At 56.6% G+C, this 18873-nt stretch carries 18 protein-coding genes and 1 pseudogene; 12 read left to right on the top strand and 7 right to left on the bottom strand.

All coding sequences use genetic code 11. The features are described from left to right. A pseudogene (locus K5905_RS07380) lies at window positions 1–265 on the top strand (transporter); the annotation flags it as partial. A 35-nt stretch (window positions 266–300) separates the two neighbouring features. Here K5905_RS07380 and K5905_RS07375 read toward each other — a convergent pair. From K5905_RS07375 to K5905_RS07355, 5 genes are all read right to left on the bottom strand, one after another. Further along, window positions 301–777: a GNAT family N-acetyltransferase gene (locus tag K5905_RS07375; protein ID WP_297582016.1), complete on the bottom strand. Its 477-nt coding sequence runs from the start codon at window positions 775–777 to the stop codon at window positions 301–303. Between the two features lie 5 nt (window positions 778–782). Then, window positions 783–1616, bottom strand: coding sequence for an oxaloacetate decarboxylase (locus K5905_RS07370; RefSeq protein ID WP_297582014.1), 834 nt, complete (start codon window positions 1614–1616; stop codon window positions 783–785). 262 nt (window positions 1617–1878) lie between these two features. Next, window positions 1879–2343 carry a DUF1203 domain-containing protein gene (locus K5905_RS07365; RefSeq protein ID WP_297582012.1) on the bottom strand — a complete coding sequence of 155 codons (465 nt, stop codon included), beginning with the start codon at window positions 2341–2343 and terminating at the stop codon, window positions 1879–1881. 100 nt (window positions 2344–2443) lie between these two features. Continuing rightward, a complete protein-coding gene (locus K5905_RS07360; RefSeq protein ID WP_297582010.1) occupies window positions 2444–3640 on the bottom strand; it encodes a hypothetical protein in 1197 nt (398 codons plus the stop codon). Between the two features lie 84 nt (window positions 3641–3724). Further along, window positions 3725–4132 carry a GNAT family N-acetyltransferase gene (locus K5905_RS07355; protein WP_297582007.1) on the bottom strand — a complete coding sequence of 136 codons (408 nt, stop codon included), beginning with the start codon at window positions 4130–4132 and terminating at the stop codon, window positions 3725–3727. Between the two features lie 165 nt (window positions 4133–4297). On the opposite strand from K5905_RS07355, the gene K5905_RS07350 reads away from it, so the two are divergent. From K5905_RS07350 to K5905_RS07300, 11 genes are all read left to right on the top strand, one after another. Continuing rightward, window positions 4298–5905: a GMC family oxidoreductase gene (locus K5905_RS07350; protein ID WP_297582005.1), complete on the top strand. Its 1608-nt coding sequence runs from the start codon at window positions 4298–4300 to the stop codon at window positions 5903–5905. Between the two features lie 78 nt (window positions 5906–5983). After that, window positions 5984–6745, top strand: coding sequence for a molybdate ABC transporter substrate-binding protein (gene modA, locus K5905_RS07345; protein WP_297582003.1), 762 nt, complete (start codon window positions 5984–5986; stop codon window positions 6743–6745). 59 nt (window positions 6746–6804) lie between these two features. After that, window positions 6805–7512, top strand: coding sequence for a molybdate ABC transporter permease subunit (gene modB, locus K5905_RS07340; protein WP_297582000.1), 708 nt, complete (start codon window positions 6805–6807; stop codon window positions 7510–7512). Continuing rightward, on the top strand, window positions 7499–8617 hold the full coding sequence (gene modC / locus K5905_RS07335) for a molybdenum ABC transporter ATP-binding protein (protein WP_297581998.1): 1119 nt from the start codon (window positions 7499–7501) through the stop codon (window positions 8615–8617). The genes modB and modC overlap by 14 nt, the downstream gene beginning before the upstream one ends. A gap of 72 nt (window positions 8618–8689) precedes the next feature. After that, the gene (locus K5905_RS07330; RefSeq protein WP_297581996.1) at window positions 8690–10474 is read left to right on the top strand and encodes an ATP-binding protein; all 1785 of its coding nucleotides are present in this window, start codon (window positions 8690–8692) and stop codon (window positions 10472–10474) included. An 11-nt stretch (window positions 10475–10485) separates the two neighbouring features. Beyond that, the gene (locus K5905_RS07325; RefSeq protein WP_297581994.1) at window positions 10486–11826 is read left to right on the top strand and encodes a sigma-54 dependent transcriptional regulator; all 1341 of its coding nucleotides are present in this window, start codon (window positions 10486–10488) and stop codon (window positions 11824–11826) included. Window positions 11827–11910: 84 nt separating this feature from the next. Continuing rightward, on the top strand, window positions 11911–12342 hold the full coding sequence (locus K5905_RS07320; protein ID WP_297581992.1) for a carboxymuconolactone decarboxylase family protein: 432 nt from the start codon (window positions 11911–11913) through the stop codon (window positions 12340–12342). Between the two features lie 10 nt (window positions 12343–12352). Then, entirely contained in the window at window positions 12353–13264 is a 912-nt protein-coding gene (sigJ, locus tag K5905_RS07315) for an RNA polymerase sigma factor SigJ (RefSeq protein ID WP_297581990.1), read from the top strand. A gap of 248 nt (window positions 13265–13512) precedes the next feature. After that, window positions 13513–14520, top strand: a complete 1008-nt coding sequence (locus K5905_RS07310) for a DctP family TRAP transporter solute-binding subunit (protein ID WP_297581988.1) — start codon at window positions 13513–13515, stop codon at window positions 14518–14520. A gap of 120 nt (window positions 14521–14640) precedes the next feature. Further along, window positions 14641–15273: a TRAP transporter small permease gene (locus K5905_RS07305; protein ID WP_297581986.1), complete on the top strand. Its 633-nt coding sequence runs from the start codon at window positions 14641–14643 to the stop codon at window positions 15271–15273. 6 nt (window positions 15274–15279) lie between these two features. Continuing rightward, window positions 15280–16881, top strand: coding sequence for a TRAP transporter large permease subunit (locus tag K5905_RS07300; protein ID WP_297581984.1), 1602 nt, complete (start codon window positions 15280–15282; stop codon window positions 16879–16881). Between the two features lie 152 nt (window positions 16882–17033). Here the strand turns inward: K5905_RS07300 and K5905_RS07295 are convergent, their stop codons facing one another. Further along, window positions 17034–17315, bottom strand: a complete 282-nt coding sequence (locus K5905_RS07295; RefSeq protein ID WP_297581982.1) for an SCP2 sterol-binding domain-containing protein — start codon at window positions 17313–17315, stop codon at window positions 17034–17036. Between the two features lie 138 nt (window positions 17316–17453). Further along, on the bottom strand, window positions 17454–18873 hold a 1420-nt coding region (locus tag K5905_RS07290), incomplete at its 5' end, for an IlvD/Edd family dehydratase (RefSeq protein ID WP_297581980.1).

Below are 18873 nucleotides of genomic sequence, written 5' to 3'. Positions count from 1 at the left end.
GTCCAGATCGGTGATCCTGTCTCTCTTTCACATCGGTATCGCAGCCATTGCCGCTTTTACGCTGACGCATGTACTGACGCTGGACAGCAAGATTGAAAGTGTCATCGTCCTGATGTGCTTCATGCCGCCGTCTGTCGCCACGTATCTGGCCGTGTCCCAGCATCAGCCCGACGAAGCGCATGGAGTTGCAGGATTCATCTTTGTCTCGACGGTCCTGACCCTGGTGACCTTGCCGCTTGTCCTGACTTATTGGGCGACGGGTTAGGGAATGATTTTTATTAAAGAGTATGATTTGAACCGCTACTGAAGAACGGACAGCTTCTTGCTCATATGGACAATGCGTTTGTCGCCGCGTTGTTCCTCATGGGTTTCTGTGAAGCCTGCGCGTTTGTACCAGGTCCGGTTCCAGGTCATGAGCACATGCGTGTAGAGCTTCATTTCGGGCAGCTTGAGCATTTCGGTCCGATGCTGGGCCCAGTCGAGCATGATCCGCCCGAACCCATTGCCCTGCTGGTTCGGGTCAACGGCGATGCTTTCGATCAGCAAGTGGTCGTCATGGGGAACAAGTGCCAGGCTGGCCGCAAGATCATCTCCCGAACGGATCACCCAGACTTCGTGATCCCGGACCAACGCAGCATAATCGGCCAGCATTGGCGCGGGTGTTGCGTTGATTACCGGAATGAAGTGTTCATAAGACCTGTCTGCGAGGTCGTGCAGACCTTGCGCATCACCAGGCGTCGCCCGCACCGGTGAGGATGAAGCAGGTGAAGTGCTCATGGTATTCAGGGCCTTGCTTGCATGAACGATTCAAAGTCGGCCATTCCCGTTGCCCGGTCGAAGCACCCGAATGATCCCCCGTCCTTCATGTCCTCGGCAGCCGCAATGAACGAACCGAATGCGATCCGCGCCAGTCCCGCACCGATCGATACGCGGCTCACGCCAAGGTCGCCAAGTTCCTTTCGTGTCATGTGAAAGTTCTTGCGGCCGGCAAGGACGTTCAACGGTGCGTTGACCGATGCCAGAACAGTGGCGATCTGGTCTTTTTCTTTCAGTTGCGGTGCATAGACACAATCGGCACCGGCTTCCACGAAAGCATTCAGACGCTTGATCGTCTCGTCCAGTTCGTGTTGCGACTGGGCGGGACCTTCGCTGCGCGCCGTTAAAACAAAATCCGGAGCGAGCCTGTTTTTGGCATCGACCGCTGCCTTGATACGTTCGACCGCCAGGTCGAGCGAGTAATAGGGAAATTGCGGGTCTGTCGTGTAGTCCTCGATGGAACAACCTGCAAGACCGACGTCGATGGCTCCTTTCACGGTCTCCGCGACATCATCCGGACTGTCGCCAAATCCATTTTCCAGGTCGCCGTTAACCGGCAAGCTGGTTGCGCTGATGATCTCAGCGGCATGGGAAAGGGCATCGTCCCTGGTAATCAGCCCTTCCGCGTCCTGAACACCGCGTGTCCAGGCATAACCGGCACTTGAAGTCGCCAGGGCATCGAAACGCAGACCATCCAGAATACGCGCCGTGCCGATATCAAACGGATTTGGCATGAGAAACGCTCTGCCTTTCTCATGTAGCGCCTTGAAAGTGGTGCGGCGGCTGGCAATTGACGGCATGGCGTGCTCTCCCTTGGGTAGAAGAAAATGAAAATCCTATTCAGAGTTTCATCTGAAATCGAGGTCCTTTGTTGACGAAGGTCACAAATGAAGCTGTTGAAGGAAAGCACCAGTTTACCGAAATTTCGGGCACCGGTCAGGAGGCAGAGGCGGATTCGCCGAAACTTTTTTCTAAGGCGTGTCGCAAAAATTGCCGGAAACAGCCAAATGGAGGCCCTTCAGCGGAAGGCCTCCAAAAGGAATGAGATTATCTGCTTCCTGGTCAGGAAGACGCGCGGGTCACCTTTGCAGCGAAGCAGCCTCTGCGGGCATAATGCAGGTGGATATAGTCGACCTTGGGATTTGCAAAAAAGGTCGAGATCAGATTGGCAGCTTCGGTTCCATCAATCACATCTGCATCGATTATTTCATGTTCTGTATCGAAGGCGCGCACCGAAAGCAGACGGCTGGTGATGGACGCAGGGATTGACCCCGGCTCCGGATGCCCTTCCGCGGCCCCTTCTTTCACGAAGATCGCATGCCTCGAGCGGTAGGGAGTATCTCCCGGTTGATGTTCGAAATTCAGCAAAAAGACACGTTCGCCTTCCGCTGCATCGGCCAACGATACGCGGCAGGGAAAGCCGCCATCCGAAATGTGAACCTGAACCTGGCGTTCGGCCAACGCTTCGTCGGAGAGACCGTAAAGATGCGAAAAGTCCTCGGCGGACAGGGGATGAATTTGAAACATGGGTCAGGCTCCTCAACTGATTTGAGGCGACCTTAGGAGCGTGTTCTTCTCAAGACGACCCGATTTGCGAGCGACCCGGAAAAACTGCGATGTTTAATGGTCACTGGACGGCCGCCTTGATGCTTTCTTGCGAAACTTCCTGTTGCTGTCGGTGCCAGCTGACCAGCAGGATCATACCCATGATGACAAGATAAGGCAGATAAAAGCGGGTCTCGTAATGCGGGAAAACCAGATATTTGGCGCAGATCGAGGCAAAGACCGAATAAAGAAGCACGCGCGACCGCAGGTCTGTTTTTTCAGGGCAAATACATTTGACGAAGAACAGCACTTGCGCAAACAACAGTGCCAGCCAGGTCTGACTCATGACAGATCGGACCGTCGAACGCACCAGCATCTGCAGATAGCCGCTAACGGAAAACGGCGGATCGAAACCCTTCAGGGTCGGAACATATTCCACATGTGTGAACCACATGTGGATCCACCATCCAGGATGGTCCGCGCCGCTTGTCAGCCAGAGGTAGAGACCGAAACAGGCTGCAAAACAGATGGTCATGCTCCAGCGGCCGGGTCCGTAAATGGCCGCAAAAACGAAGAATACGCCGATAAAGGCCAGATGATCGGGGCGGACCAGAAACGCGGCGACCAGACTGAGTGCGGCGGGTAGATCCAGTCGTTCCAGATAAAACAGCGCCGTGAGAACCAGGAAAACCGTCGCGTAGAGATCCGGCGACAGCAGCTGCGCGGCGTCTCCGAAGGCCGAAAGTACCAGCAATGCGACCACAATGGGCCCGTACATCAGCGTTCCGGTACGCGCCATCCAGATGAGCAATAGACCACCGACGGCAATGGCGGACAGAAGGGAGACGAGCCTGAGCGCGGCCACCGGATTGGTGAAGCCGGAAAGCAGCCGGGCTGTTTCAACATACAAGATCTTGAGCCGGTAGAAGCCGAGCATCGTCACGAAGGCTTCCGGGTCTTCAGCCTGCCGGATCCGATATCCACGGTCCTGTGTCAGGGTAAGGTACTCGCCCTCGGAAACGTTGTCTTTGACAAAGGCATAGCTTTGCCGGTGCAGTTCTGACGTGTTTTCGATTTGCGGCTCCAGAACAGTCGCCGTATAGGCGAACATGTCCCAGTTGGAGAGCGGGAAGACATGAACCACTGCTGCCGTCATGGCGATGAAGAGGCAGAGAACACCAGCTCCGATCCAGCTGCGCAGGGGTCGGTAAATCCGGCAAAGGGTCTGAAAAGTCAGCAGAAACGTTTTTTCCAGACAGCGCTGCGCAAGATTTGACACTGATCGATCTCCCGGGCCCTAACCGGGAAATGGTCAGGATCAGTCTGTTTCTCCCATCTTCTCGTAAGAATTGCGTAAACGCACTTAATCCACCCGTCGGGACATGCCGACGGAACGCGGCGCTGTTTCCCGAAACCCGAATTGTTCGTAGAGGCGGTTTGCCGGAACGTCGGCGATCAGACTGACATAGGCAGTCGCGGGGAGTTCGGTTTCGATAAATTCCGTGATTGCGGCCATGAGGCGCTTTCCCAGCCCCTGTCCCTGATATTCTGGCAGGACGACGATATCGGTTACCTGGACAAAACAACCACCATCGCCAATGACCCGCCCCATGCCTATGGGGCGATCACCATCCAGAAGCATGACTGAAAAGAGACTGTTTTTCAGTCCGGTCTCAGCAGCCTCTCGAGCGTACCCGCTCAAGCCACCATCGGTGCGCAGTTGAAGGTAGGTGTCGACACTTGGCGTCTTTAAAATAAGTTCGATTGCCATTCAAACCTCTCGCGGCCTTCAATTTCGAAGAGCAACTCGAAGGGAAATCTGATTCCCGTTTGGCCGTGAATGCATTTTAGCTGTTTGATGCACCTTCGTCTTGCGGCTAACTTGACCGCGCCCCTTCACCGTGTCTCCATCCGGGAAACTGATTTGGGAGTTTTCATGCGCGACCTGGGTGCCTGGGATTATGTCATTGTCGGAGCGGGAACGGCCGGCTGCGTGTTGGCAAACCGGTTGTCGGAGGACCCGAACGTCAAGGTTCTTCTGCTCGAAGCCGGAAAGAAGGACAACTACATCTGGATACACATTCCAGTCGGTTACCTGCATTGCATTGGCAACCCGAGGGTTGATTGGGGCTTCAAGACCGCTGCGGATCCAGGCCTCAACGGCCGTGAGCTGATCTATCCCCGGGGCAAGGTTCTAGGAGGCTGCTCCTCAATCAACGGCATGATCTACATGCGCGGTCAGGCATGGGATTACGATCACTGGCGTCAACTTGGCCTGACGGGTTGGGGATGGGAAGACATCCTCCCCTATTTCCGCAAATCGGAAGATCATTATGCCTGGGACAATGAGCTGCATGGCCAAGGCGGTGATCTGCGGGTCGAAGAACAGCGCATTTCCTGGGAACTGCTTGATGCTTTCCGCGATGCCTGCGAACAGATGGGCATTCCCAAGACCAAGGATTTCAACAGCGGTGACAATTTCGGTTCCGCCTATTTTCAGGTGACCCAGAAATCCGGATTGCGTTGGAATGGTGCCAAGGCATTTTTGCGTCCGGTAAGGGATCGGCCCAATCTCAAGGTTGTCACTGAGGCACATGTCAGCCGGATAGATTTCGAAAACGGTCAGGCGAACGGTCTCGACCTGGAGGTCGCCGGCGAAGCTTCCAAACTGACTGTGGAAGGAGAGTTGATCCTGGCAGCTGGTGCAATCGGATCGCCTCAATTGCTGGAACTCTCCGGGATTGGCAATCCGGATATCTTGAAAAAGGCGGGTGTCGAACCGCGCTTCGAAATGCGGAGTGTTGGCGAAAATCTGCAGGATCACCTGCAGTTGCGGCCCGTTTTCAAGGTTCGGAATGTCCTGACCATGAACGAGATGGCCAACTCCTGGATTGGCAAGGCGAAAATTGGCCTGGAGTATCTCTTCAAGCGCTCAGGCCCCATGGCAATGGCTCCAAGCCAGCTGGGTGTTTTTGCCAAGACCGATCCATCGTTTGAGACAGCCAACGTGGAGTATCACGTGCAGCCTCTGTCACTGTCGAAATTCGGTGAACCGTTGCATTCCTTCCCGGCCATGACCGCCAGTGTCTGCAATCTGCGCCCGGAAAGCCGGGGACATGTGCATATCACATCGGCTGACAAGTCGGATCATCCGGAAATCCTGCCAAATTACCTGTCGGCAGAAGCAGACCGGAGGGTGGCCGCTGATGCTATCCGTCTTACAAGGCGCATTATGGCAGCGCCCGCCATGCAGCCCTATCAACCGGAGGAACATCTCCCCGGCCCTGACCTCACCAGCGAAGAGGAGCTGGTGAAGGCGGCAGGCGATATCGGTACCACCATATTCCACCCGGTAAGCACCTGTCGCATGGGTGTGGACGAGGCTTCCGTCGTCGACGGTCGGTTGAAATTGCGTGGCTTCGATAATATCCGGGTTGTCGATGCCTCGGTCATGCCGACTATCACCTCCGGCAACACGAATGCCCCCACTGTCATGATCGCCGAAAAGGGATCGGACATGATCCGGGAAGATCGGTTGAATTGATCCGGGTCCAATCTGTCTATTGATCGCTCTTAGCGTTTGGCCTAGCTACAGAATTGGTTTCACCGGATTGGGGTTTTGATGTTTCGGCGCCTGTTTCTTCTCTCTGTCTTGCTGTCGGCATGCCTGATACCTGCGACGGCCCAGGCACCGTTGACGGTCTTTGCGGCTGCCAGCATGCGCGAGGCCATGGAGCGGATCGGTACCGTCTTTGAGAAGGAAACCGGCGTTGAAATCGTCTTTTCCTTTGCAGGTACAGGCACATTGGCACGGCAGGTTGAGGCCGGGGCTCCGGCCGACGTGTTCGTGTCGGCCGATATCAACTGGATGACCTATGCGGAGGACCAGGGTGCGGTCCGTCCGGAGACGGTTCATCCAATTGCTTCCAATGCGCTTGTGCTTATCGGCGCGCGGGAAACGTTGCCGCTCGAGCTGAAATCAGCCGAGCTGGAAAAAGCGCTTGGCGGGGCACGCATGGCAATCGCCGATACCGACACGGTACCGGCAGGGCGCTATGGCAAGGCGGCGCTGGAAAGCCTGGGCCTCTGGCAATCTGTCGCCACGCAATTGGCCCCGATGGAAAATGTCAGGATCGTTCTTGCGTCAGTAGCCAGAGGCGATACACCGCTGGGACTTGTTTACCAGACAGACGCTGCGATAGAGCCTGCAGTCAGCGTTCTTGCCGAGTTTCCCGAGGGCACTCATCCGAAAATCGAGTATCTGGCGGCATTGACCACCGAAGGCGATCATCCCGATGCCACGGCTTTTCTGGAGTTCCTTCGACAGCAGCAGGCACGAGATATCTTGCGCTCTCTGGGGTTTCTAACCGATAAGATGAAGTAGGGTACCAACCCGCAGGCTGCAGCAACTTGTGGCCCATCGAAACAACAGACCGGGCGCGCGTGGATTTTTTCGACCTTCAACCTGCCGAATGGCAAGCACTGCTCTTGACACTGAGGGTCGCCACCGCTGCGCTTGCCGTGGCTCTGCCACTCGCGGTTCTGACAGCCTATCTGCTTGCAAGATATCGCTTTCCCGGTCACGGTATCGTCAACGCTCTGGTTCACCTGCCCTTGGTGCTTCCGCCGGTCGTGACCGGTTATGTCTTGCTGCTGACCTTCGGTCGCAAGGGGCCGGTCGGCGAGTTTCTGGACAATGTCTTCGGCATCAGCTTCGCCTTTAACTGGACCGGCGCTGCTCTTGCTGCCGGGGTCATGTCCTTTCCCCTGATGGTCCGTCCGATCCGGTTGTCCTTCGAGGCGGTCAATCCCAAGCTGGAGGAAGCGGCCAAGTCGCTTGGGGCACACAGGCTTGTGGCGTTCCTGACCGTGACCCTTCCACTCGCTCTGCCGGGTATTCTCGGCGGCGCGATCCTCGGATTTGCCAAGGCGATGGGGGAGTTCGGGGCAACAATCACCTTCGTGTCCAACATCCCGGGCGAAACCCGGACCCTGGCGCTGGCACTATACACCGCAACACAGACGCCTAGCGGCGATCTGGCAGCCTTCCGGTTGACGCTGATTGCCGCCTTTGTTGCCTTTGCAGCGCTGATAGCTTCAGAAGTGCTTGCCCGCCGCCTGCGCGCGCGGTTGGGAGGTGGCCATGCTTGATGTCGATATTTCCGGGCAGGTCGGGAGTCTCGATCTGGAAGCAAAATTTGCCAGCGATGGCGGTGTCACCTCACTGTTTGGCCAGTCCGGCTCCGGCAAGACGAGCCTTACCAACATGATTGCCGGATTGATCACGCCGTCCTCCGGTCACATCCGGGTCAATGATACGACGTTGTTTGACGCTGCGGGCGGCGTCAATCTTCCGGTTCAGGCAAGACGGATCGGACATGTGTTTCAGGATGCAAGACTGTTTCCGCATCTAAGCGTCAAATCCAACCTGACCTATGCGCGCTGGGCCGGTCGCAGGCCCGGGTCAAGAGATCTGGATGAAGTGGTGGACCTACTCGGTCTTGGCACCTTGCTGGACCGCAAGCCGGAAACGCTTTCGGGTGGTGAAAAGCAGCGCGTGGCGATTGGCCGGGCACTGCTATCAGATCCGCGACTCCTGATCATGGACGAACCGCTTGCCAATCTGGATCAGGCACGGCGCAACGACATTTTGCCTTATCTCGACCGGCTCTGTGTCGAAGTGGGAATCCCGATCCTCTATGTCAGCCATTCGATTGAGGAAGTAGCCCGGCTCTCCAACACGCTTGTCATCCTTTCCGAAGGCCGCACTCCCGCATTCGGTCCGGTCGCCGACATGCTGGCACGAACCGATCTGGGCCGCGCAACCGGCCGTCATGAGGCGGGTGCCCTGATCGAAGGCAAAGTGGTGCAGGTCGATGACGTCTGGGGTCTGACCCTGGTCGATATTGGCGATGCGGTTCTGCAGATACCGGACATGGCCGCGAAACCCGGTGATGCCGTGAGGCTGCGCATCCGGGCGCGTGATGTTTCTCTTGCTGCGATACCGCCAAGGGGGCTTTCGATCCGAAATGCCTTTGATGCGAAGATCAAGAGTATTTCGGAAGAAACCGGCCCTTACGCCGAAATTCTGTGTTCGGTCGGCGATCAGCTCATCCGGGCCCGTATCACCCGGGCCTCCGTCGCCGATCTGGATCTGTTCACCGGCAAGACGGTTACGGTCCTCATCAAGAGTGTCGCCATAGACCGGCGCCAGCGTGGCCCTGCCCTGCCCCTTTCGACCGATGTGCCGGTTTAGATGTCTGCGGCCGAGACGACCCCGGATTCAGGCCGTATTTCACGGAAGCTCAAGGTTCATTATACTGGTTCCATGAAACGCAGACCCAAGCGCTGGACCTGGCGCAAGCTGAAAATGATGATCGGCGCCGCAACGGTTCTCGTGGCGCTTGTGATTCTGCTGCTGTCGGGACTGGCGAGTCTGCGTCTTTCACTGGCAGAATCTGAAACCCGGGCAGAGGCCAATCTCGCCGTACAGACCGCGGTACTGGAGCGACTTCTGGACAAGTTCCGCCTCTTGTCACCTTTGCTCGCCCGCGGCCCGGATATCGCGCAGCTTCTCGCGCAGAAGGAACAGGTCACGCATCCCGGTATCGCAGCCATTGCCGCGGGCATGTCCGGGGCTGAGGAAATCTGGCTGATGGATACGTCCGGAAGGGTTGTTGTTTCCAGTCAGGATGCCGTACCAGCCGGTGCAGTTGGCGGCGCAGAGCGAATTCCGCGGGCATTTGAACAGGCAAGGCAGGGTCAGCTTGGGCGTGAACTGATCCCCGGGACACCGGAGTCCCCGTCGAATTATGTCTTTGCCTCTCCGTTGCGGGCGGATGATCACTTCGTGGGTGTTCTGGCAGTTCGGGTTAGCCTTGACGATGTGGAGCAGGCCTGGGCATTGAGCAAGGACCCAATCTTGGCGCTTGATCGCTCCGGGCGCGTTGTCGTGACCAATATCGCCGCTTGGCGCGGCAAGGTTGCCGAGCAGATTCAGCCGGGACTGGATATCGCGGATCTGTCTCTACTAGGGCGCCTGAATCTTCTGCTGCCAGCCGCAGGGGGCGCAAAAAGCCACATGCAGTTGACCTCGAACCTTCCCGTTCTTGGCTGGGAAGTCAGGACACTGGTCGACATTGAAGATGCGCGTCGACAGTCCAGCTGGGCAATGTTGATTGCACTCCTGGTCTGCGTGATCACCGCCGGTGGGCTCTGGTTTCTCATCACGCGCCGGGAAGAATTTGTGCGTGAAGAACGGCGCAGCCGGGCTTCGGCGCTGCGTCTGGAACGCCGGGTTCAAAGCCGGACTGCCGAATTGAGAAAGGCGAACGCACTTCTGGAACAGGAAGTCCGTGAGCGCGAGCAGGCCGAGGCGAACTTGCGCCTCACCCAGGCGGAACTGGTTCAGGCTGCAAAACTGGCAACGCTCGGCCGGATGTCGGCAGCGCTCAGCCATGAATACAACCAGCCTCTGGCCGCGATCCGGTCTGATGCCGAAATCGCAGAGATGCTGATCGAGCGTGGGCGTGCCGGCGAGGCCAAGGGAAATCTTGCCCGCATCGGCGGCATGGTGAAGCGGATGGCGGAAATCGCCAAGACCCTGAAAGGCTTCACCCGGAAATCGGGCACGGATATCAAGCCGGTCTCTCTTCGTCAGGTGATCGATGAAGCCATGTTGCTGCTCCAGCCGCAGATAAAGCAGAACGAGGTCAGGCTCGAACTTGCATTGCCGCAGCACGATATCATCGTCAAGGGCGGTCGCATTCGCCTCGAGCAGGTCGTCATCAATCTGCTCGCAAATGCGGTGGATGCGGTCAATGGCCGGGCCAACCCGGAGGTCAGACTTAGCCTCCACCGGGAAGAGGAAGAGGCTGTGCTGAGGGTCAGCGACAATGGCACCGGAATTGACGAAGACGTGTTGCCGCAGATTTTCGACCCGTTTTTTACCACAAAGGACGTCGGAGCCGGTCTCGGTCTTGGATTGTCGATTGCCTATAAGATCGTCCATGACTTTTCCGGATCGCTGAAAGCAGCTAATCGGGTAGATGGCGGCGCCGAATTCACCATGCGTCTACCGGTGGCTGATGAAAAATTGTTGGCGGCGGAATAGGGAACCGACTTATGGATCAGGCAACAGTCCTGCTGATTGATGACGAGGAAGATCTGCGTGGCTCCTTGAGCCAGGGACTGGAACTCTCCGGACAGGACGTGTTTGCCTCCGACCGGCCTGAGGAAGCTCTGGAACGCATCAAACGTGATTATTACGGGGTTCTGGTAACGGATATTCGCATGCCTGGGACAGATGGATTCCAGGTCATGAAACAGGCATTTGAGATCGACCCGGCATTACCGGTCGTGCTGATTACCGGTCATGGGGATGTCCCGTTGGCAGTCGAGGCCATGCGCGCGGGAGCATATGACTTTCTGGAAAAACCCTTTTCCGTCTCTCACCTGGCGTCTGTTGTCGAACGGGCGCTGGACAAGCGCCGGTTGGTTCTGGAAAACAGGAAACTGCGCGAGGATCTTGCCGACAGAACCGGACTTGAAAGCCGCCTTGTCGGACGAACGGCGGCGATGGATCTGCTCCGCCGAAATGTCACGGCGCTGGCCAACACGGACGCGGACGTGTTGATCCTTGGCGAAACGGGTTCAGGCAAGGAAGTTGTTGCAAGAGCGCTTCACGATGAAGGTCCGCGAAAGGACAATCCCTTTGTCGCGCTCAATTGCGGCGCTCTTCCTGCGGAAATCATCGAGTCGGAATTGTTCGGGCATGAAAAGGGTGCCTTTACCGGCGCAAGTGGCCAGCGGATCGGCAAACTGGAACACGCTCATGGCGGGACGGTATTTCTCGATGAAATTGAATCCATGCCGCTGGAGCTTCAGGTCAAGCTGTTGCGTGTGATTGAAACCCGGAGTATCGAACGGCTCGGTTCCAACAAGCCGATCGAACTGGATGTGCGCTTTATTGCTGCAACCAAGGAAGATCTGGAGGCCGCGGGCAAGGACGGCCGGTTCAGACTGGATCTGTTTTACCGCTTGAATGTGGTGAACGTCGCGATCCCGCCGCTGCGCGATCGTCTGGAGGACATCCCGCTTTTGTTCCAGCATCTGGCGGTTGAGGCCAGGGCGCGTTATCGCCGGGAGATTCCCGATATAAGTGAAGCCTATCTGGCAGGACTCATGGTGCGAGACTGGGCTGGAAACGTCCGCGAATTGCGCAATGTGGCCGACCGGTTTGTGCTGGGACTTGAGCAGTTGCCCGAACCGCAGCCGGATTCCGGCGCCAGCCTTTTCGATCAGGTTGCCTCTTATGAACGTGCACTGATTGCCGCTGAGCTGAAGCGAAACGATGGCGCAATCAAGCCAACATATGAAAATCTCGGCCTGTCTCGAAAAGCGCTCTATGAAAAAATGCGCAAATACGGATTGGGAAAGGACGAGATTGTGCAGGCGATGTCGTAAATATTTTTCGGTGAGTGTCACATTTGGAACGGCTCGGTCGTCCTAGGAGTGTAAGACCCAAAAATCCTCCAATGGAAGACACTTATGACCAATCCGAATGCAATCAACTATCTCGATCATGTTCCTTCTGTCCTGAAGCGGTTTGTTGCCGCCAGCGGCGAGATCGGAAACACCGAACTGGAACCGAAACTGCGTCATCTAATTGATTTACGGGCCTCGCAAATCAATCAGTGTGCCTATTGCGTCAAGATGCATACGGAAGAAGCTCTGGCGGATGGTGAAAGCCAGGAACGGCTGCAGCGGATCACGGTCTGGCGGCATGTCGATGATTATACGGCAGCGGAAAAGGCCGCATTTGCCTGGACCGAAGCTCTGACCGATCTTGATGTGAAAACCGATTACGATAGCCTTCGCAGTGATTTGCGTGAACATTTCAGTGACACCCAGATCAGCGCGATCACCTCGGCGGTTGCCATGATCAATCTCTGGAACCGGATGCAGGTTTCCAACCACTAAGGGGTGCGGCATGACCGGATATTCAGACGGCGGAATCTTTGAAAGAGCACGTCCGCGCCTGATTGGGCTGGCCTATCGCATGCTGGGTTCGATGGCGGATGCGGAGGATGCGGTACAGGACACCTTCGTTAAATGGCAGAGCATGGACAAGGTTGGGATATCCAACCCGGATGCTTTCCTGACAACGATTTGTACCAACCGCTGTCTGGATGTCCTGAAAGCCGCGCACCGGAAACGGGTCGACTATGTCGGCCCGTGGATCCCCGAACCGCTGCAGATTGAAACCGAGACAGATCCCGAATCGGATCTGGAGCGTGCTCAGTCGCTGACAACAGCCTTCTTGCTTTTGCTGGAGCGCCTGACACCGAAGGAACGGGCAGCCTTTCTGCTGCGGGACGTATTCGGCAAGTCATACGCGGAGGTCGCCGAAACACTTGGATTGAGCGAAACCGCTTGCCGTCAGCTCGTCTCCCGGGCAGGCAAGTTTGTCCAGTCCCAGTCGTCCCGCTCTATCCCGACGGCGGAGCAACAGGATGTTTTTCTGAAAGCCTTTATGTCTGCTATCGAGACCGGTTCAACCGACCAACTGGCGGGGCTTCTTGCAGAATCGGTTCAGCTGCGTGCCGATACCGGCGGCAAGGCCACTGCGATCACGCGCGTTCTTGAAGGGACGGAAGTCGTCAACTTCATCGCGAAAGTGCTGTCCCGTTTGTGGGCGGCCGGATCCATCCTGGAACTCAAGATCAACGGCGTCCGGGGACTTGCCGTTCTGGAAGACGGCAGGATCGTCACTGCGATGACGCTTGGGTTCAAGGAAGACGGAACTGTCGACCAGATCTACATAATCCGAAATCCGGAAAAGCTGGAGCGTTTGGCAATGCCGACCCGGCACGACGCGCGCAGCGGCGCATTGTGGCAATAGTGGTTTCAAACAGGCGAAAATGTGTCGATTCCGACACATCTTGGAGACGACATGTGTCGGTGCTTACCCATTTTCGCGTTGCTTTCAGGTAAAACTTCAGGATTGATGCCGGTAAAACAGCAGAAAACCTCAGTTTTCAATGCACCGGAACAAACTGGCACGGCCTTTGCCAATAACCTCCCGACCAGCTTCTGTGCTGTCCGGCCGCGATACCGGCCGTCATATTGAAATGTCTGGGAGGACATCAGATGAAAAAGTTTGTAATCGCTGCCGCTACCGCGGCTTCCTTTGCCATGTCGTCTGCAGCACTTGCTGCCGATGAATGTGGGGATGGCGAAGTTGTAATCAAGTTCAGCCACGTTGTTTCCGCCCAGGGGCACCCGAAGGGCGAAATGGCAACCGCACTTGCCAACCGCATCAACACCGAGATGGAAGGCAAGGCCTGCATGCAGGTGTTCCCGTCCTCGCAGTTGTTCGACGACAACAAGGTGATGGAAGCATTGTTGCTTGGCGACGTCCAGCTGGCAGCGCCGTCTCTTTCAAAGTTTGAATCCTACACGCTGAAATACCGCGTTTTCGACCTGCCCTTCCTGTTCTCCAACATGGATGCAGTGACAACTTTCACCAAGGGTGAAAAAGGTCAGGAACTTCTTGGTGCAATGTCCGACTATGGCTTTGTCGGCCTGGGTTATGTCTTCAACGGATTGAAGCAGTTCTCTGCCAACAAGCCGCTGCTTGTGCCTTCCGATGCCAAAGGCCTCAAATTCCGCGTTCAGACATCTGACGTGGCGGTTGCCATGATCGAAGCCATGGGTGCAAACGCACAGAAACTGGCCTTCAAGGAAGTTTACGGTGCTTTGCAGACCGGTGTTGTCGATGGTCAGGAAAACACCTGGTCCAATATCTACACCCAGAAATTCTTCGAGGTTCAGGACGGCACGACTGAAACCAACCACCAGCTGCTGACCTACCTTGCGGTTACCTCCCAGGAATGGCTGGATAGCCTGGATGCGGATGTTCGTGACCAGTTCCTGAAGATCTTCACGGAAGTCTCCGACGAGTACAATGCTCGTTCCACCGAGATCAACGAAGCGAACAAGCAGAAAATCATTGAAAACAAGGGTGTTGTTCGTCAGCTGACGCCGGAGCAGCGCGACGAGTGGGTCAACACCATGAAGCCGGTTTGGGACAAGTTCCGCGACGATATCGGTCAGGACGTGATCGACGCCGCAGTTGCATCAAACCAGCAAAGCTGATCCGCGACAAGCGGAAGGGAGGGGCTCTTGTGGCCCTTCCCGGGCACTTAATCTCACGAAAACAAGCCGCGTTTAAGCGGAAAGCCCGGAGCGGTCACGCTCCCGACTGGGGAGGCTTTCATGTCCCGTGTTGGACGGTTCGTCGATTCCTTGGAAGAAAACATTATTGCCTTCATTTTGGCATTGATGACCATTGTCACCTTCAGCCAGGTGGTTGCCAGATACGGATTTAATTCCGGTTGGGGCGCAGCGCTGGAATTCACAAGAGTTCTGTTCGCCTGGTTGATCCTGTTCGGCATGAGCTACGGCATCAAGATCGGCGCACATCTGGGCGTTGACGCCGTGATCAATCTGTTGCCACGGCCCCTGTTTCGTCTTGCAGCTCTTCTCGGCGCTGCCCTGACCGTGCTTTACGCAGCGCTTCTATTTGACGCCACGTGGTTCGGCGGCATGCTGGCACTGGAAAACAAAGGCTCGTCAGGTGGCGCTTATGAATATGTCGCCAAGTTCTACAAGCTGCCCATCGGCATGGAAGACCTGAAATGGCCGCCCTTCATCCAGGAATGGTTCGGCGTCAAGGAACGTGTCCCGCGCTGGATTCCCTACATCATTTTGCCGATCGGTCTCCTGTTGCTCGCCTTCCGGGCGGCTCAGGCCTTCGTACTGATCCTTCTTGGCAAGAAAGACGCCATCATCGCCGCGCATGAAGCGGAAGAGCTGGTGGCTGAAAACAAAGACGTGCTGAAGGATTAAGGCCCGATGGAAACCGCATTCCTCTTCATTTTTGTCTTCGGCTTCCTGTTCCTCGGGGTGCCGATCGCCGTATCGCTCGGCTTGTCCGCCGTGCTCTACATCGCGCTGTTCAGCCACGATTCCATGAGCTCCGTAGCGGTGCAGCTTTTCAACGCCTCGCAGAATTTCACATTGCTGGCGATTCCCTTCTTCATCCTGGCCTCCAGCTTCATGTCGACCGGCGGCGTTGCCCGGCGCATCATCCGCTTTTCGATCGACGCTGTCGGTTGGATACGTGGGGGACTTGCGATTGCCGCGGTATTCGCTTGCATGTTGTTTGCAGCCTTGTCCGGGTCATCCCCGGCAACCGTTGTCGCCATTGGCACGATTGCGATCGCCGGCATGCGCCAGGCAGGCTATACGAAGGAATTTGCAGCCGGGGTCATTGCCAATGCGGGTACGCTTGGCATCCTGATACCACCGTCTATCGTGATGGTCGTTTATGCCGCTGCGACCAATGTCTCGGTTGGTAGAATGTTCTTTGCAGGTGTCATTCCGGGAATCATCGCCGGATTGATGCTCATGACCGCGATCTACATCATGGCGCGCGTAAAAAAATTGCCGGCGCAGCCGTGGGCAGGATGGAAGGAACTATGGAGTTCCGTGTCGCAAGCAGCCGTCGGCCTGTTCCTGATGGTCATCATCCTGGGCGGTATCTATGGCGGCATCTTCACACCGACGGAAGCGGCCGCGGTCGCAGCCGTTTATGCCTGCCTGATCGCCCTGTTTGTCTATCGTGACATGGGTCCGCTGGCTGGTATCGGCTGGGTCGAGGACGGAGACGGCGAGCTGGGTCTGACAGGCTTCAAGACCATCACTTACGCCGTTGTGGCCATGTTCGTCTGGTCGGGTCTTGCCTATGCATTCACGGACCGCGCCGCCATGTTCGGCATCGACAGCGCCATTGTCCTGGTTGCTGCACTGGTCGGTTATCCGATCCTGCGGCACGGCATCAGCCCGGCGGCGCTGCCGGCAACCTATGCCACCGGCGGCAAGGTCTGGGGCCGGAATCTCGGCATGATCGGCTGGAAGTTCCTGCCTGCGCTGTTCCACCGGGACACCAAGAAGGTGCTGACGGATTCGTCGAAGACGACCATCATGCTGATGTTCATCATCGTCAATGCTCTGCTCTTCGCTCACACGCTGACGGCTGAACAAATTCCGCAGGTCATCACCGACTGGATGGTCGAAGCCGGCTTCAACTGGTTCACTTTCCTGCTGGCGGTCAACATCATACTGCTGATCGGTGGTCAGTTCATGGAACCGTCCGGTTTGCTGTTGATCGTTGCACCTGTGGTGTTCCCGATCGGCCTGGAACTGGGTGTCGACCCCATCCACCTCGGTATCCTGATGGTGGTGAACATGGAAATCGGCATGATCACGCCGCCAATTGGTCTGAACCTCTTCGTCACGTCGGGGATTACGGGCATGAGCCTCGTGCAGGTGGTGAAAGCCGCTGCGCCGTTCGTTCTGGTGCTGTTGCTGTTCCTGATCCTGGTGACGTATGTACCGGCGCTCTCGACCTTCCTGCCCTATTACTTCATGGGGCCGGAAATCATAATCCAATAAAAAGACGCTTCTGGACGGAAAACTTTGCGGCGGCCTGCGGGCCGCCGTTTTGTTTGGTCAGGTCGTATCCGGTGGTGGAGCAAGTTTACCACCGACAAAAAAAGCCGGCCCGAACCGGACCGGCTTCCAAGGTCTTTCGAACTCATGTCGTGTCAGACGATGTTGCCCAGTTTCATGGCAACGCTCATGTCACCTTCCACCTGCATCTTGCCACCCATGAAGGCGGCGGTCGGGTTCAGCTCGCCGGTCAGCAGGTCGCCAAGGTCCTCGGCAGACATCTTGATGGTGCAATCTGCGTCGCCGTCTTCGTTGCTGACGTCGGAACCTTGCAGGAAGATGATGCCGGTATCGCCGAGATCGAACTTCACGCTTTCCTCGATGCCACCGCCTGCAACTTTTGCGCGGATTCCATCAGTGAGCTGTTCCAAGGACATATGTCTTCTCCCGTTTGAATGAGGCGTGTGCCTGTGTTGCCTCCTTGAAGCATGCCGTTTACGTAACCGTCAAGCAAAAAGGCGTCTGACACCGGTCACGCAATTGTTTTTTCACCCCTCATCGAAAGTCGGACATGGTCAGTGGTTGTCGCGGGGTAATCCCTTGTGGGCCACATCCTTGTATTTCACAGCCGGTTCCAGAACCATGCCCTCGTCGAACTGACCGACCATGCCACGCTGAATCTCCTGCCAAGGTGTCTGGCTGGCAGCTATCTTGAACCCGCCGTCAGCTTCCAGATCGGCTCGGCGTTGCGCCAGATCGTCTTCGGAAATCAGGATATTGGCGGTACCTTTTCTCAGGTCGATTCGAACACGATCACCGGTTTTTAACAGCGCCAATCCTCCCATAGCGGCTGCTTCCGGAGAAGCATTCAGGATGGATGGTGACCCGGAAGTACCCGACTGACGACCGTCGCCGATGCAGGGCAGCGCAGTGATCCCGCGTTTGATAAGGGCCGCGGGTGGTTGCATATTGACGACTTCAGCGCCGCCCGGATACCCGATCGGGCCGGTGCCTCGAATGAAAAGCATGCAGTGCTCGTCGATCTTGAGGTCCGGATTGTCGATGTTGTCGTGATAGTCTTCAGGCCCTTCAAAGACGACGGCACGGCCTTCAAATGCTTCCGGATCGTCCGGATTTGACAGATATCGGTCGCGGAATTCCTGGGAAATCACGCTGGTTTTCATGATCGCGCTGTCGAAGAGATTACCTTTGAGATTGAGGAATCCGGCATGCTCTTTCATTGGTGCATCGAACGGTTTGATGACATCAGGCAAGTCGGTCTGAATCCCGTCGCAGTTTTCGCCGATCGGGGCACCATTGGCGGTTACAGCTCCCGGATGGGGCAATTTGCCGTGGCGCATCAGTTCGGCCACGACAGCGGGAACACCACCGGCATGAAAATAGTCTTCGCCGAGATAGTCACCAGCGGGCTGAAGGTTTACCAGTAGCGGAATGTCGTGCCCAATGTTCTGCCAGTCGTCGTTGTTCAACTCAACCCCGAGATGGCGGGCGATTCCGTTGAGGTGAATCGGGGCATTGGTCGATCCACCGATTGCGGAATTGACGACAATGGCGTTCTCAAACGCTTCACGGGTCATGATGTCGGACGGTTTCTGGTCCTCGTGCACCATGTCGACAATGCGTTTGCCGGTTTCGTAGGAAATCGCACCGCGTTCACGGTAAGGGGCAGGAATTGCCGCTGAGCCCGGCAATTGCATGCCGAGGGCTTCAGCCAGCGAATTCATGGTTGTGGCTGTTCCCATCGTATTGCAATAGCCGACAGAAGGGGCGGAGGACGCAACAAGATCCATGAAGCCAGGATAATCGATTTCGCCGGCGGCCAGCATCTGGCGGGCTTTCCAGACAATTGTTCCGGACCCAGTCCGCTCCCCTTTGTGCCAGCCGTTCAGCATCGGACCGACAGAAAGTGCAATCGCCGGAATGTTTACCGTTGCCGCAGCCATGAGGCAGGCAGGCGTGGTCTTGTCGCAGCCG

The organism is Roseibium sp., assembly GCF_025698965.1.
Lineage (GTDB): Bacteria > Pseudomonadota > Alphaproteobacteria > Rhizobiales > Stappiaceae > Roseibium.
This window is presented reverse-complemented; position numbering and strand designations above follow the sequence as displayed.

Bases quoted from the DNA above. Each gene is read 5' to 3' on its own strand.
- K5905_RS07375 (WP_297582016.1), bottom strand. From the start codon at position 777: ATGAGCACTTCACCTGCTTCATCCTCACCGGTGCGGGCGACGCCTGGT.
- K5905_RS07370 (WP_297582014.1), bottom strand. From the start codon at position 1,616: ATGCCGTCAATTGCCAGCCGCCGCACCACTTTCAAGGCGCTACATGAG.
- K5905_RS07365 (WP_297582012.1), bottom strand. From the start codon at position 2,343: ATGTTTCAAATTCATCCCCTGTCCGCCGAGGACTTTTCGCATCTTTAC.
- K5905_RS07355 (WP_297582007.1), bottom strand. From the start codon at position 4,132: ATGGCAATCGAACTTATTTTAAAGACGCCAAGTGTCGACACCTACCTT.
- K5905_RS07350 (WP_297582005.1), top strand. From the start codon at position 4,298: ATGCGCGACCTGGGTGCCTGGGATTATGTCATTGTCGGAGCGGGAACG.
- modA (WP_297582003.1), top strand. From the start codon at position 5,984: ATGTTTCGGCGCCTGTTTCTTCTCTCTGTCTTGCTGTCGGCATGCCTG.
- K5905_RS07330 (WP_297581996.1), top strand. From the start codon at position 8,690: ATGAAACGCAGACCCAAGCGCTGGACCTGGCGCAAGCTGAAAATGATG.
- K5905_RS07325 (WP_297581994.1), top strand. From the start codon at position 10,486: ATGGATCAGGCAACAGTCCTGCTGATTGATGACGAGGAAGATCTGCGT.
- K5905_RS07320 (WP_297581992.1), top strand. From the start codon at position 11,911: ATGACCAATCCGAATGCAATCAACTATCTCGATCATGTTCCTTCTGTC.
- sigJ (WP_297581990.1), top strand. From the start codon at position 12,353: ATGACCGGATATTCAGACGGCGGAATCTTTGAAAGAGCACGTCCGCGC.
- K5905_RS07310 (WP_297581988.1), top strand. From the start codon at position 13,513: ATGAAAAAGTTTGTAATCGCTGCCGCTACCGCGGCTTCCTTTGCCATG.
- K5905_RS07305 (WP_297581986.1), top strand. From the start codon at position 14,641: ATGTCCCGTGTTGGACGGTTCGTCGATTCCTTGGAAGAAAACATTATT.
- K5905_RS07300 (WP_297581984.1), top strand. From the start codon at position 15,280: ATGGAAACCGCATTCCTCTTCATTTTTGTCTTCGGCTTCCTGTTCCTC.
- K5905_RS07295 (WP_297581982.1), bottom strand. From the start codon at position 17,315: ATGTCCTTGGAACAGCTCACTGATGGAATCCGCGCAAAAGTTGCAGGC.